This is a genomic window from Streptomyces sp. NPDC051776 (assembly GCF_040681345.1).
Classification (GTDB): domain Bacteria; phylum Actinomycetota; class Actinomycetes; order Streptomycetales; family Streptomycetaceae; genus Streptomyces.
This window is the reverse complement of record NZ_JBFAYQ010000007.1, coordinates 183457-197777: the sequence shown is the minus strand read 5'-3', so window position 1 is coordinate 197777 and position 14321 is coordinate 183457. Positions and strand designations below refer to the sequence as shown.

Genomic DNA, 14321 nt, shown 5'->3' with positions numbered 1-14321 from the left:
CTCAAAACCCGCACCCTCTACGACGAAGCGACCGCCTGGTCGCACCACGCCCAGCCCCACGCCGCTTGACACCAAACGACATGGGGTGTCTGACCTCACCACCGGAAGGAGCTGCTCCATGGCCCGTACCGAGGCCACGACGGCACCCGACGCGGATGCCCTGCGCCGCCGGGTCGCCGACCTGCTCGCCGCGCATGACCCTGCCACCGCCGACCCGGCCGTCTTCCTGCAGGCCCGCTTCGACGCCGGGCTCGCTTGGGTGCACTACCCCGAGGGGCTCGGCGGCCTCGACGCCCCACGCACCCTCCAGGCCGTCGTGGACGCCGAGTTGGAGGCGGCGGGCGCACCCGACAACGACCCCCGCCGCATCGGCATCGGCCTCGGCATGGCCGCTCCGACGATCCTCCGCTACGGCTCCGACGAGCAGAAGCGACGGTTCCTGCGCCCGCTGTGGCTGGGCGAGGAGGTGTGGTGCCAGCTCTTCAGCGAGCCCGGCGCCGGCTCGGACCTCGCGGCTCTCGCGACCCGGGCCGTACGGGACGGCGACGACTGGGTGATCGAAGGGCAGAAGGTGTGGACCTCCAGCGCCCATCTGGCCCGCTGGGCCATCCTCATCGCCCGTACCGACCCGGACGTCCCCAAGCACCGCGGCATCACCTATTTCCTCTGCGACATGACCGACCCGGGTGTCGAGGTGCGCCCGCTGCGCCAGATCACCGGCGAGGCCGAGTTCAACGAGGTCTTTCTGTCCGGCGTGCGGATCCCGGACACCCACCGGCTGGGCGACATCGGCGACGGCTGGCGGGTCGCCCAGACCACGCTGATGAACGAACGCGTCGCCATCGGCGGCGGCCGGGTGCCCCGCGAGGGCGGCCTCATCGGGCTGCCGGCCGCGAAGTGGCGCGAACGGCCCGAGCTGCGCACGCACGATCTGCACCAGCGGCTGCTGGGGCTGTGGGTCGAAGCGGAGGCGGCCAGGCTAGCGGGGGAGCGGCTGCGGCAGCAGCTCGCGGCGGGCCAGCCCGGACCGGAGGGCTCGGCGATGAAGCTCGCGTTCGCCCGCCTCAACCAGGAGATCAGCGCGCTGGAAGTGGAACTCCTCGGCGAGGAGGGCCTGTTGTACGACGACTGGACCATGCGCCGCCCGGAGATGGTCGACTTCGCGGGACGCGACGCCGGGTACCGCTACCTGCGGGCGAAGGGCAACTCCATCGAGGGCGGCACATCCGAGGTGCTGCTCAACATCGTCGCGGAACGCGTTCTGGGTCTGCCGCCCGAGCCGCGCACCGACAAGGACCTCCCGTGGAAGGAGCTCGCCCGATGACCGGAACCGAGCCGAGCGCCGGTGCACCGCCCGCGGCCGCCGCGGACCTGCTGTACTCCGAGGCCGAGAACGATCTGCGGTCCGCCGTACGGTCCCTGCTCACCGACCGCTGCGACCCCGCCGCCGTGATCGCCGGGACCGAGACCGGCCTGCCGTACGACGCGGACCTCTGGCGCGCCCTCGCCGTGGACATGGGTACGGCAGGGCTGCTCGTCCCGGAGAAGCTGGGCGGACAGGGGGCCACTGCCCGCGAGGCCGCAGTCGTCCTGGAGGAACTCGGCCGCAGCGCCGCCCCGGTGCCGTATCTGACGAGTGCGGTGCTCGCCGTCGAAGCGCTCCTGGGCTGCGGAACGGACTCCGCCGACGCCACCGGGCTGCTGGCCGGACTCGCGGCGGGCCGGATCGTCGGCGCGCTCACCCTGCCCTTGTCGACCGCGCCGGGTGCCGTCCCGCCGGCCGCCGTGCGGGTCGCGGAGGACGGGACGCTGGAGGGGAGGACGGGAAGCGTGGCGGGAGCCGCCGGAGCCGACGTGCTCCTCGTACCGGCCCAGGGGTCCGACGGGTACGGGCTGCACGCCGTGGAGACCACGGATCCCGGAGTCACCGTCGCGCCCCGGGTGTCCCTCGACCCGACCCGTCCGGTCGCCGAGGTGACGCTCACCGGGGCACGGGCGCGCCGTCTCGCGGGGCCGGACGCCGCCCGAGCCGCCGTCGGGCGGGCGCTGCTCGCCGGAGCCGGTCTCCTGGCCTCCGAGCAACTGGGCCTGGCCGAATGGTGCTTGGCCGAGACCGTCCGCTACACAGGCGAACGGCACCAGTTCAACCGGCCCGTCGGATCGTTCCAGGCCCTCAAGCACCGGCTCGCCCGGCTCTGGCTGGAGATCGTCTCGGCACGCGCCGCCGCCCGGTACGCGGCGGACTGCCTGGCACAGGGGAGCCCCGACGCCCCGGTGGCCGTCGCCGTCGCCCAGGCCACGTGCGCGACGACCGCCGTGCACGCGGCGGAGGAGTGTGTTCAGCTCCACGGCGGCATCGGCATGACCTGGGAGCACCCGGCTCATCTCTATCTGAAGCGGGCGAAGTCGGCGGAGATCGCGCTCGGAACGCCGGGGCGGCACCGGTCGTTCCTCGCGGTGGCGGCCGACCTGCCCGCACCGCTCGGCTGACAGGCCTCCGCCGCTGCGCACCCGGCCGAGGCGCTTCCGCGAAGGGTCCGGCCGCCCCGCGGGCGCGTTTCGGCCGGCGGCGGGTCGGCGAGTCGCTCTACCTGGAACCTCTGCTCGCCAGGGCCCGGGCCAACCACGGCTGGGTGTACCGGGGGCACCGGATACCGCTCCAGCTCCTCGTCGACATCAAGAACACCGGCTAGGCGACGTACCTCGAACTCCACCGCGTACTGGGCCGCTACCGCTCCATGCTCAGTGCCGCCGCAGGCGGCACCGTCCGCACCCGTGCCGTGCCCCCGGTCGTCTCCGGCGACCGGCGGCGCGCGCCCCCACGGAGGCGCAGCATCTGCGGTACGCGTTCTACGACGGCCGTCTGGACGACCTCGGTACGGGTGTTCCGGCCTCCTTCATCCCGCTGCTCAGCAGCAACTGGACACAGAGCTTCGCCTGGCAGGGCGACGGCCCGATGCCGGCCGAGGAGCGCGCGATCGTCTCCGCCGCGCACGCCGAACGGCAGCGGGTGCGCTTCCGGGCGACGCCCGATACGGCGGGACCGGCACGTACCGCGGTCTGGCGCGAACTCCTTGCCGCCGGCGTCGATCACCTCAACACCGACGACCTCCCAGGACTGGAGTGATTCCTCAGCGCCCATGACCCCGGCGGATGGTGACAGGGAGTCAATCACCCCATCGGAGGACCACCGAACAGCCGGGCAGGAGCGTGCGATACGCAACACTTTGGGCCGATCGCCGCACTGCCCACGCGGCGGAGGAGGTTCGTTACACCATGGCCATTTCGATCTCAGCGGTCCTTCTGCTCATCATCCTGATCGTCGTGTTCGTGCGCAGCGGCTCACTGAAGTTCACCCATGCCGTGGTCTGCATGCTGCTCGGTTTCTGCCTGGCCGGTTCGAGCCTGGCCCCTACCCTCTTGGACGGCATCGCGGCGACGGCGGACGTCGTCAGCAGCGTCCGTCCCTGACGGCCGGGGCCCGCCCCCGACATCTCTCCCCGAGGTGGTACCGCCGGGCGTGGCCGCCTCGCGCCCCGGCCCGCAACCCAACGGCCGGATCCGGGCGTCCCGTTGCATGGACAGTGCACCCATTGGGCCCTACTGCGCGTGCCATGTCCCTCGGAACCGGGCACGTTCGCTGATGCATACCGTCATCGCCTGCGCGCTGGTGGGCTCCGTTGCACTCACTGCCGCTCCCTCGTACGAGGACCCGATTCCGCGGGCGCCGGGCCGGGGGCCACCCGTTCGTCGGTGATCGTCCTGGACCCGTCCGAAGGCGGCATGTCACCCATGCCGGCGATCCAATGCTCGACAAACCGCGCCCACGACCGACCACCGCGTGCGCGTCGACCCGACTTGAGCGGGCACATCCCTCCCGCCTTGGAAGACCAACCCGCAATCCCCGTGTGAGGCCAAACGGGTGACGTGTAAACAGTTGAGTAGTGATATACCGACATCTGACCTAGCGTTTTAGATGTCACTTATGCGGGTCGAACGAATCGGGCCGTGATCCTGCCCACCACGACCAGTCGGGAGTCGGCGCCCGCACACCAAACGCCGCGGGTTGTGCGGAGAAAGGTCAACTCATGCAGAAATACGCTAATATCCTCGGATTGCGGGGAGGGTCGGGCAGTCTCTCGTTGGTGCGAGTTCTCCTGGCTGCATGCATGGCGATGGTGACGGCGACTGCGCTCGGGCTGGGATTGGCCGCGTCCGCCTCGGGCACGTCGGGATCCCGTCAGCCGGTCAACTGCCCGACAAGCCAGAACCTGAACCAGTTCGTCACTGCCGACAATGTCTCGGCCGGGTTCTCGAACAGCGGCAGCACCAGCACGTACACGTTCACCTCACTCGTGAACGAAAACCCGGCCAATGGTGTTCCGGGGCTGGTCGGCTACTGCGTCTACCCCGGAAGCACACAGCCCACCACCGTCACTGCGCAGGCGGAGGGAGCCAACGGTGCGGCATGGTTCGGTGCCACGGACACCGGCCGTTTCGTGTTCTCGCGTCCCGACGGCAACCCCAGCAACATCCCGCTCGACGGCACGTCCACCACGATGGGAACCGCGACCTTCCCCGGGGCGGCTCCGGCCAACCAGACCATTCTACTCAACATCAACGACGCCGAGGTGTGCGAGGCGCTCTACGACGGCGACGGCCGCGGGCCCGGCAATCACCACGGCCACAAGCCGAAGAAGGGCGGGAAGCACCATGGCCAGAAGCACAAGACCTGCTTCGTGAAGCCCACTCCGCCCGGCACCTGCAACTTCGGCGGTCAGGCCCCCGGTACGGTTTACACCGCCATCCCCGCGAATTTCCCCGCCTGCCAGGGCGCACCCAGCCTCGGATTCGAGGCGACCGGAACCAGCGAGTTCGGGGATGAGGTGGGACTCAGCTCCACGGGCGACCTGAGCACGCTGAAGGTGGACTTCCAGAGCTTCGCATGCAGCGTCAGCGGGCACTGGAACACGGGCGACTGCGTGACGACACCAGGAGCAACGTTCACCCACCCGATCACCGCGAACATCTACGCCGTGGACAACTCCGGCCCGGTTCCGGCTCCGGGTGCGCTCCTCGCCACGGTTACCCAGACCCAGACGATCCCCTTCCGGCCCTCGGCCAACCCGGCGTGTACGGGGACCGACGCGGGCAAGTGGATGAACCCCGCCACCAACCAGTGTGTCAACTCCATCGCGGCTCCGCTGACGTTCACCTTCCCCGCCGGGACGTCCCTGCCGAGTCAGGTCATCTGGACGGTCGCGTTCAACACGACGCACTACGGCTACAACCCGATCGGTGAGGGCGCGGCGTGCTTCTCGACGCCGCTGGGATGCCCGTACGACTCGCTCAACGTCGGAGCGAACACCTACTCCGGCGCGCCCTACGTCGGAACCGACGTCGACCCGAACGGGGCCTTCCTCAACTCCTCCATTCCCAGCAGCTACTGCGACGGCGGGGCCGGCGGTACCGGTACCCTCCGCCTGGACACGGCACCGACGGACTGCTGGGCCGACTTCAAGCCGCTGGGTGAAATCCGAATCGCATAGGAGCAACCAGCTTCGCGGCCCGACGTCCATCTTTCGGTCGCGGAACGCTCAAGAGGCGTTGATCGCCAAGCGAGAGTGCCTTCTCTGCCGAGGTCACGAGGCCTGTCCTTAGCCTCTTTCATCTCAGCGGGAAGGCACTTCCGCGCGATCACAAGAAGTTTCTGTGGCACGGACGCTTGCAGTCACATGTGACAGATGCTCTGGGGAAGGTCGCACTCGCCTCCCGCTTCGAGGTCGCCACCGTGGTCACCTGCCACGCCTGAGAATTCGGTGCGTATGTTGCTCCGGAGCCTGCATTCTGGGACTGGCGAATTTGAGAAGGCCGGGCTGGTGAGGCGCCGTCAGCGCGAGGCTCGTGGGAGGGGCACTCCGGAGTCCGGGGCGGGGGAGCTGTACGGCGTGGCGGGCCGCAGCAGCCGGGAGCGGATCAGGAACCGCACGCCCTCGGGCGCTTCGAGGGAGAAGCCGCTGCCCCGGCCCTCCACGACGTCCACGATCAGCCGGGTGTGGCTCCATCGCTCGTACTGGCTCGCGGACATCCAGAAGGGCACGGGTTCGGCGACCCCGTCGACGGTCAGGTCGGCCAGCAGCACATCGGAGGCGCCGGTGCGGAACTCGCCCGCCGGGTAGCACATCGGCGCGCTGCCGTCGCAGCAGCCGCCCGACTGGTGGAACATCAGCGGCCCGTGGTCCGTCCGCAGCCGCCGGACGAGACCGGCGGCCGCCGGGGTCAGCTCGACGGGCGGTTCGGAGGCCATCGCGCACCTCTCCTCGGGTGGGGAAATCGGATGGGGGTGCCGCGCAGCCTCAGTTCACCATCGTGCACGTTGCGAGGAGGTTGCACGGGGCCGTGCACATGCCGACGTGCACGGGGGCCGTGCACGCGCCGACGGCGAGGCCGTGGTCCGTACGAGATCACGGCCTCGCCGCCTTCGTCGTCCCTGCGATTGCGAGCTCCGCAGGGCCTGCGCGCCCACCGCGCGCGCGTTGGTTCAGGTGTCCCGGGTGGTCAGCGGTCCTCGGTGAGGAAGATCCTGCCCTTGGCTCGCGCATCCTTCGCCGTCGCGGCGGAGGCCGAGGAGCAGGCCTTCTTCTCCGCGGCCGTCATCTTCCGGGACTTGACCACGACGGCGTTCTTCTGGCCGTCGGTGCCGTTGGGCGCAGGACCGGTGATCGTGTCCTTCACGTACCAGTAGTAGTGGTCCCACTTCGGGTCGTCGTAGTGGGTCTGCCACGTCCCGAAGACCTTCTGCATCACCTGCGCGCGCGAGATCCAGCCCACCTCTCCCGGCTGGACGGTCATGTTGACCGCGCTGGTCTCTGTGTGGGTGTCGGTCCACATGTGGTTGTACGTGGCCGAGACGCTGACGTTGATCAGCTTGGCTATGGTGCCGCCGGCCGTGAGGGTGACGCCGACGGAGTCGGTGGAACTCACACTGTCGGTCCAGGTCATCGACTGGGTGGCCGGGGAGGTGGTGCAGTTGAGGAGCAGGTCGGAGACCGGGCGGAAGTCGCCCAGGTAGGCCTCGCCGAGCACGGGCTCGTTGAAGGTGCACTTGCCCACGCCCGATTCGCAGTCCGCGAGGATCTGCTCCCGGGTGGGCCCTTCGTCGGCCGAAGCGGTCAGGGGGGTGGCGGCCACAAGTCCCAGCGCCGCGGCAATCAGGGCCACGGACTTTCCGCTGTGACGCAGCGCGCGGTCAACCGCGCGGGAGTTGGTCATGTGATGTCGTGCCTCTCGATGTGCATGCTGGAGCGCGCCCCGAGGGGGTCGTCCGGATGTCCGGACGAACGGGGTACGCCGTGCGATGAGGTTGGCGCAAGCAAGGACCTCAACTACACCAAGACTTAGTAAAGTTGTAGTTTACTACGCAACAGTAACATCGGCCAACTGCCCACGTGTGAAACAGTTCGGGGTTACGAACCGGACGGTTCGTGCTCCGTCTCCGCGTCTCACCATCCGGTACAGGTGCGCCTACGGCAGGCGATCTCCGTCACATTCGCGGACCTGTTGCATGCGAAAACCCCTGCTCCGGACGGGGGTGGGTGGTTCTCGGCAGGAGATGCCGCCAACACGCGCTTCCTGGACGCGACTTGGAACTCCCGGTGCTCAGTAGCATCCCTCGCGATCCATTCCCCTGGGCCGAGCGCCCGCGCAAGCGAAGAGGTTCCACGTGAAGCGGGTTACGCCCCCCGCCTGGCTCGCCATGGTCGGTATATGCGCCCTACTCATCACGGGCTGCGGCAGCGCACCTCCCGGCGTCGGCTCCGCGTCGAAGGCCGAAGGCGCGGGTCCGAACAGCGGCCCCGCGGACGGTGACAAGGGAGGCGCTGCGAAATTCCCGGTCGCCCCGGGCCGTTCCGAGTCCGCGCGGGTCGGCCGCCCCTCGGACGGTGAGCGGCCCCGCACCCTCACCGGCCGCGACGTCACGCTCTCCTCCTACGACCCGAAGACCGGCCGGGCGGCCCTCGGTCATCGGGAGCCGAAGACCGGGACCCGCGGTGCCGATGTTCGCAAGGGCGATGTGATCGCCAGCCCGCCGACGAAGGCGGCTCCCGCGGGCGCGCTCGTCAAGGTCGAGGATGTCCTGCCGGGCGACGGCGGGAAGACTGAGATCCGTACGACGCGGGCGAACCTCGCCGAGGTCTTCGGCGGCGCGAAGGCGAACGGGAAGATCCCGGTGGCACCCTCGGCGTGGAAGGTCGAGCCGCTGGTGAAGGGCCTCGACGTGGCCCGGAGTCTGGTGGCCGGCACCGCGAAGAACGCGCGCGACGCACTGGACGGGGAGTCCGGGGAGGCGCGCCGCGCCCCGCGCGCCCACGGCCGCGTCGGGCCCGGAGCCGGCGGCCGGAAACTGCGCCTCGACTTCGACACCGAACTCCCCATGTTCGGGGGCCAGCCGGGCCTGGAGCGGGAGACCGAGGTCGGAGGGTTTTTGGAGATGGCGCCCGAGGTGGCGTTCTCCTACGACGGGCACGGGTCGGCCGACCCGGCGGACGCGACGGCCTCCGTCTCGGTGGCCGGTTCGTACAGGGCGGGCTGGCGCATCAAGGGCCCTGTCGCGATTCCGGCCATCGCGCCCCGCATCCCCCTGGCCGTGCTCGCCGCCTACCCCGTGATCATGGTCGGGCCGGTCCCGCTCACCGTCGCGCTGAAGCTGACACTGGTCCTGGAGGTGCGAGCGGACGGCCGGATGCAGGTGGACATCCAGCGTGCCACCGGCGGAACGATGAAGATCGGTACGCGCTACACCAAGGCGTCGGGCTGGCAGTCCGACGCGCATGCCGGCGGCAGGGAGCTTCCCGGTGGCAGGGCCAAGGTGTCCGGTGAGGGGCGGCTGCGGACCATGCTCGGCCCCGAGGCGAGCGTCAGCCTCTACGACGCGGTGGGTGTCGACGCGTTCTTCGGCCCGTACCTGCGGGCCACCGCCGAGCGGCAGGAGCTGGTGCCGGGGACGGGCATCCGGCGGCGCGGCGCGTGGAAGCTGTACGGCGGTGTGACTTTGGAGAACTCTCTCTTCGCCCAGCTGCCGTTCACCATCATCGGCATCCGTCCGGTGAAGCGCATCGTCTTTCCGGTCGCCACCCGCGAGTGGCCCATCGCCGAAGGTCGGATCCCGGACGACTCCTGACGCCGTATCACCGCGGCCGTGCAGGAGGCGCGCGCCGGCGGCGACGATGCGTCCCCCGATGCGGGTGCTCGGTGAGCGTCCGTGGGCGGTGCTCGTCCGGCGCACGGCGGGGCGATTGCCGCGATCGAGTGCCGACTGCCTGGAGCGCCCGGAATGAGTAAGTTCTGCCGACGGGTCGGTCGGTCGTGAGCGGCGTGGTCCGCCCGGACAACCGCAGGCGAACTCATGCATTTCGGGCGCATTGCGGACTGCTCCTGCCCTGTCCGGTCAAGGCGCCCGATGGCGGTATCCCGTTCAGGCGGCTCCGCGTGAATGATCAAAATGCCGGGACGTTAGCATTTGAGCACCGCCTAGCTCGAAAGAAAAACCTGTGACTGTCAACGACGACTCGTTCACCAACTGGAAGAACCGCGAAGAGATCGCGGAGTCGATGATCCCGATCATCGGGAAGCTGCACCGGGAGCGGGACGTCACCGTCCTCCTCCACAGCCGCTCCTTGGTGAACAAGTCGGTGGTCAGCATCCTCAAGACCCACCGGTTCGCGCGGCAGATCGCCGGCGCGGAACTCTCGGTCACCGACACCCTGCCGTTCCTCCAAGCCCTCACCACGCTCGATCTCGGCCCCTCCCAGATCGACCTCGGAATGCTCGCCGCGACGTACCGGACCGACGAACGCGGCCTCTCGGTGGAAGAGTTCACCGCCCGGGCCGTCGCCGGCGCCACGGGCGCCAACAAGATCGAGTGCCGTGAGCCGCGCGACGTCGTCCTCTACGGCTTCGGCCGCATCGGCCGCCTCGTCGCCCGCCTCCTCATAGAGAAGGCCGGCTCCGGCAACGGCCTGCGCCTGCGCGCCATCGTCGTCCGCCACGGCGGCGACCAGGACATCGTCAAGCGCGCCTCCCTCCTTCGCCGTGACTCCATCCACGGCCAGTTCCAGGGCACGATCACCGTCGACGAGGCGAACAGCACGATCATCGCCAACGGCAACGAGATCAAGGTGATCCACGCGGGCGACCCCTCGGAGGTCGACTACACCGCGTACGGCATCAAGGACGCCATCCTCATCGACAACACGGGCAAGTGGCGTGACCGCGAGGGTCTGTCGACGCATCTGCGCCCAGGGATCGACAAGGTCGTCCTGACCGCTCCGGGCAAGGGCGACGTCCCCAACATCGTGCACGGTGTCAACCACGACATGATCAAGCCGGACGAGCGGATCCTGTCCTGTGCGTCCTGCACCACCAATGCCATCGTCCCGCCGCTGAAGGCCATGGCGGACGAGTACGGGGTCCTGCGCGGACATGTGGAGACCGTCCACTCGTTCACCAACGACCAGAATCTGCTGGACAATTACCACAAGGCTGATCGTCGCGGTCGCTCCGCTCCGCTCAACATGGTCATCACCGAGACCGGTGCGGCCTCCGCCGTCGCCAAGGCGCTGCCGGACCTCAAGGCGCCGATCACCGGCAGCTCGATCCGCGTGCCCGTACCGGACGTCTCGATCGCGATCCTCAGCCTGCGGCTCGGGCGCGAGACCACGCGCCAAGAGGTGCTCGACCACCTCCGCAATGTGTCGCTGACCTCGCCGCTCAAGCGCCAGATCGACTTCATCAGTGCCCCCGACGCAGTCTCCAGCGACTTCATCGGCTCGCGCCACGCCTCGATCGTCGACGCCGGCGCGACCAAGGTCGACGGCGACAACGCGATCCTCTACCTCTGGTACGACAACGAGTTCGGCTACTCGTGCCAGGTCATCCGCGTCGTCCAGCACGTCTCCGGGGTGGAGTACCCGACCTACCCCGCCCCGGTGGCCTGACCGCGACCGGCCTGCCCATCCCCGCGATGCCGCCCCCGTGGTCCCCGGACCGTCGGCGGACCGTTCGGATCCGGACCGGCTCCCGGCGGGGACACCCGAGGTCTGTTTCGGCAGCCGCATCGGGAAGGCGCCTGACGGGCTGGAACTCCCGTCAGGCGCCTCGCTCCGGTTCCAGACCCCGTCTTCACAGGCTCTTCCGCCTCGCGGCGTCCGTCACGCACGCACGCCGCGGGTCTAGAAGAAGCCCAGCTTCTTCGGGGAGTACGACACCAGAAGGTTCTTCGTCTGCTGGTAGTGGTCCAGCATCATCTTGTGGGTCTCGCGCCCGATGCCCGACTGCTTGTAGCCACCGAACGCGGCGTGCGCCGGGTAGGCGTGGTAGCAGTTCGTCCAGACCCGGCCCGCCTGGATGTCCCGGCCCGCGCGGTACGCCGTCGAGCCGTCGCGCGTCCAGACGCCCGCGCCCAGCCCGTACAGCGTGTCGTTGGCGATCTTCACCGCGTCGTCGTAGTCGGAGAACGAGGCGACCGAGACGACCGGGCCGAAGATCTCCTCCTGGAAGATCCGCATGTGGTTGGCGCCCTCGAAGATCGTCGGCTGGACGTAGTAGCCGCCTTGGAGATCGCCGCCCAGTTCGGCGAGCGCGCCGCCGGTGAGGATCTTCGCGCCCTCCTGCAGTCCGATGTCGAGATAGGAAAGGATCTTCTGGAGCTGGTCGTTGGACGCCTGCGCACCGATCATCGTGTCCGTGTCCAGCGGGTGGCCGGGCACGATCTTCTCCGTACGGGCGACAGCCGCCTCCAAGAACTCCTGGTAGTGGCCCTGCTGGATGAGCGCACGGGACGGACAGGTGCACACCTCGCCCTGGTTGAGGGCGAACATCGTGAAACCTTCGAGCGCCTTGTCGCGGAAGTCGTCGTGGGCGGACGAGACGTCGTCGAAGAAGATGTTGGGGCTCTTGCCGCCGAGTTCGAGCGTGACCGGCTTGATGTTCTCGCTGGCGTACTGCATGATCAGCCGCCCCGTCGTGGTCTCGCCGGTGAAGGCGATCTTCGCGACGCGCGCGCTGGAGGCGAGGGGCTTTCCGGCCTCCACTCCGAAGCCGTTGACGACGTTGACGACCCCCGGCGGCAGCAGATCGGCGATCAGGTTCAGCCAGACGTGGATGGAGGCCGGGGTCTGCTCGGCCGGCTTGAGCACCACGGCGTTGCCGGCCGCCAGGGCGGGGGCCAGCTTCCAAGTGGCCATCAGAATCGGGAAGTTCCAGGGGATGATCTGGCCGACGACACCCAGCGGTTCGTGGAAGTGGTAGGCGACAGTGTCCTCGTCGATCTCACTGAGGCTTCCCTCCTGCGCGCGCAGCGTCCCCGCGAAATAGCGGAAGTGGTCGATCGCCAGCGGGATGTCCGCGGCCAGGGTCTCGCGGACGGGCTTGCCGTTCTCCCAGCTCTCCGCGACCGCGAGCTCCTCCAGATGGGCCTCCATCCGGTCCGCGATCCGGTTCAGGACGTGTCCGCGCTCGGCCGGAGCCTTACGACCCCAGGCGGGCGCGGCGGCGTGGGCGGCGTCGAGGGCGGCCTCCACGTCCTCGGCGGTGCCGCGCGCCACCTCCGTGAACGGACGGCCGTTGACCGGTGTGGTGTTCTCGAAGTACCGGCCCAGCTTCGGCTTGACGTACTCCCCGCCGATCCAGTGGTCGTAGCGGGACTCGTAGGAGACGATCGCGCCGTCGGTGCCGGGAGCGGAGTAGCGGGTCATCTCGGTGGCCTCCCAAGAACGTCGCCGCCCGCCGCCCGGGCAGCGCTCCGCAGGAGGCTAGGAGCGGCGAGGTTGCGACCACGTTGCGCCGGGCCGCCCGGCGGCGCCGGGGCCGCGGTCACTCCCGCCGTGCCGCGCGGGGCCGTCCATGCCGGAAGTGCTCCCCGGACCCGCCGGTCGGCCGAGGCCCAGTTCGCCGTCGAGTTCGCCCAGCCGGGTCCGCACCACGGCGGCGGTCACCGACCCCTGCGGCAGCGCAGTGGCGAGCGCCGTCCATGCCTGGAGGTCCTCCGCGCCCCATGGGCTGCGGGTCCATCCCACCAGAAGATCCGGGTCGCGGCGCGCGATGAGCGCGGCCCGCAACTCGTCCTCGACCCGGCGCCGCAGCCTCTCCACGGCGGGGGCCCGCGACCCCGGCAGCAGGGGTCCGGTGTACGCGTCGAGGGCCGCGGCCGGCGCGCCCGAGCCGAGGCGGCGCAGAACCCGCTCGAAGTCCGCCTCCACCGGCAGGTCCAGCCGGTACGGGCGTGAGTGCAGGACGTCCTCGCCCAACAGGCGGCGCAGTCGGGAGAGTTCGGCCCGCAGGGTGACGGGCGAGACCGATTCGTCCTCGTAGAGGGACAGGAGCAGTTCGTCACCGCTGAGCCCCTCCGGATGGCAGGCGAGCAGCACGACGATCTCGCTGTGGCGCGGGCTGAGCCGTACCGTACGTCCGCCGTGGGCGAGTATCGCCTCGTCGCGGCCGAGCGCGGTCAGCTCCAGTACGGACCGGGCCGTGGGCGGCGGGGCGAGCAGGGCGAGCTGGGATTCGGCGGCGCGCGCGACGGCTTGGACGAACGCGAGGCTGTGCGGGTGGGCGAGCCGGTCGCCGCCGGTGATGTCGACGGCGCCGAGCACCCGCCCGGTCCGCGGATCGTGCACCGGCGCCGCTGCGCACGTCCAGGTCTGCACCGGGCGGCTGAAGTGCTCGGCGGCGAAGACCTGGACGGCCCGGTCGACCGTCACGGCCGTCCCCGGCGCGTTGGTGCCCATCGCAGACTCGGCCCAGCGTGCCCCTGGGACGAAGTTCATCCGCCCCGCCCGGCGCCGCGCGCCCGCGTGCCCCTCCACCCACAGCAGCCTGCCCTGGGTGTCGCAGATCGCCAGCAGATGTTCGCCGTCCATCGCGAACGAGCCCGTCAGCTCCCGGAACAGCGGCATCACCCGGGCGAGCGGATGCTCGGCGCGGTAGGCGCCCAACTCGCCGTCGTCGAGTTCGACCGCGGCAGTGGAGTCAGGGCTGACGTGGGCGCGCGCCGAGCGCTGCCAGGAGTCCACGACCACGGGCCGGACGGGGCGGTCCACCGACCCCGCCGCCGTGAAGGCATCGTGCGCACGGCGGATCGTGCCGACCCGCTCGGCGGGGTCGGCGCCCGGTTCGAGGGCGACCCACGGATTGACGGCCAATGCAGCTTCTCCGGGTGGAATGTCGGCTTTGATGGCACAGCGGCTGCGTCCATCGTGGCCCTCGATCCCTGCTTCGACAACAGACCGGACACGTGCCCGTACCACGGGTGCACCGGAGAA

10 protein-coding genes and 1 pseudogene are annotated in these 14321 nt (G+C 69.8%); 7 read left to right on the top strand and 4 right to left on the bottom strand.

Annotated features, from left to right (window positions below; genetic code table 11):
• The first annotated feature begins 118 nt into the window (after positions 1-118).
• The 5 genes and pseudogenes from AB0M26_RS08990 (at position 119) to AB0M26_RS08970 (ending at position 5549) form a co-directional block, all read left to right on the top strand.
• Complete coding sequence (locus AB0M26_RS08990) at positions 119-1324, top strand: acyl-CoA dehydrogenase family protein (protein WP_365256849.1); 1206 nt, start codon at positions 119-121, stop codon at positions 1322-1324.
• Positions 1321-2490 (top strand): acyl-CoA dehydrogenase family protein, encoded by a 1170-nt coding sequence (locus AB0M26_RS08985; RefSeq protein ID WP_365256846.1) that lies wholly within the window; start codon positions 1321-1323, stop codon positions 2488-2490. The genes AB0M26_RS08990 and AB0M26_RS08985 overlap by 4 nt, the downstream gene beginning before the upstream one ends.
• Positions 2491-2579: 89 nt before the next feature.
• Positions 2580-3127, top strand: a pseudogene (locus AB0M26_RS08980) (hypothetical protein); the annotation flags it as partial.
• A 149-nt stretch (positions 3128-3276) separates the two neighbouring features.
• A complete protein-coding gene (locus tag AB0M26_RS08975; protein ID WP_365256843.1) occupies positions 3277-3471 on the top strand; it encodes a hypothetical protein in 195 nt (64 codons plus the stop codon).
• A gap of 698 nt (positions 3472-4169) precedes the next feature.
• Positions 4170-5549 (top strand): hypothetical protein, encoded by a 1380-nt coding sequence (locus tag AB0M26_RS08970; protein ID WP_365256840.1) that lies wholly within the window; start codon positions 4170-4172, stop codon positions 5547-5549.
• A 341-nt stretch (positions 5550-5890) separates the two neighbouring features.
• Here the strand turns inward: AB0M26_RS08970 and AB0M26_RS08965 are convergent, their stop codons facing one another.
• Both AB0M26_RS08965 and AB0M26_RS08960 read right to left on the bottom strand, forming a co-directional pair.
• Complete coding sequence (locus tag AB0M26_RS08965; RefSeq protein WP_365256838.1) at positions 5891-6307, bottom strand: DUF779 domain-containing protein; 417 nt, start codon at positions 6305-6307, stop codon at positions 5891-5893.
• 251 nt (positions 6308-6558) lie between these two features.
• Positions 6559-7272, bottom strand: coding sequence for a hypothetical protein (locus AB0M26_RS08960; RefSeq protein WP_365256835.1), 714 nt, complete (start codon positions 7270-7272; stop codon positions 6559-6561).
• A gap of 451 nt (positions 7273-7723) precedes the next feature.
• Here AB0M26_RS08960 and AB0M26_RS08955 point away from each other — a divergent pair, with 451 nt between their 5' ends.
• Together AB0M26_RS08955 and AB0M26_RS08950 are read left to right on the top strand one after the other, a co-directional pair.
• Positions 7724-9181, top strand: a complete 1458-nt coding sequence (locus tag AB0M26_RS08955; protein ID WP_365256832.1) for a hypothetical protein — start codon at positions 7724-7726, stop codon at positions 9179-9181.
• Between the two features lie 370 nt (positions 9182-9551).
• Positions 9552-10997 carry a glyceraldehyde-3-phosphate dehydrogenase gene (locus AB0M26_RS08950; protein WP_365256829.1) on the top strand — a complete coding sequence of 482 codons (1446 nt, stop codon included), beginning with the start codon at positions 9552-9554 and terminating at the stop codon, positions 10995-10997.
• Between the two features lie 234 nt (positions 10998-11231).
• Here AB0M26_RS08950 and adh read toward each other — a convergent pair whose 3' ends face one another.
• Together adh and AB0M26_RS08940 are read right to left on the bottom strand one after the other, a co-directional pair.
• Positions 11232-12755: an aldehyde dehydrogenase gene (adh, locus tag AB0M26_RS08945; RefSeq protein WP_365256826.1), complete on the bottom strand. Its 1524-nt coding sequence runs from the start codon at positions 12753-12755 to the stop codon at positions 11232-11234.
• A gap of 57 nt (positions 12756-12812) precedes the next feature.
• A complete protein-coding gene (locus AB0M26_RS08940) occupies positions 12813-14222 on the bottom strand; it encodes a GAF domain-containing protein (RefSeq protein WP_365256876.1) in 1410 nt (469 codons plus the stop codon).
• Between the last annotated feature and the right edge of the window lie 99 nt (positions 14223-14321).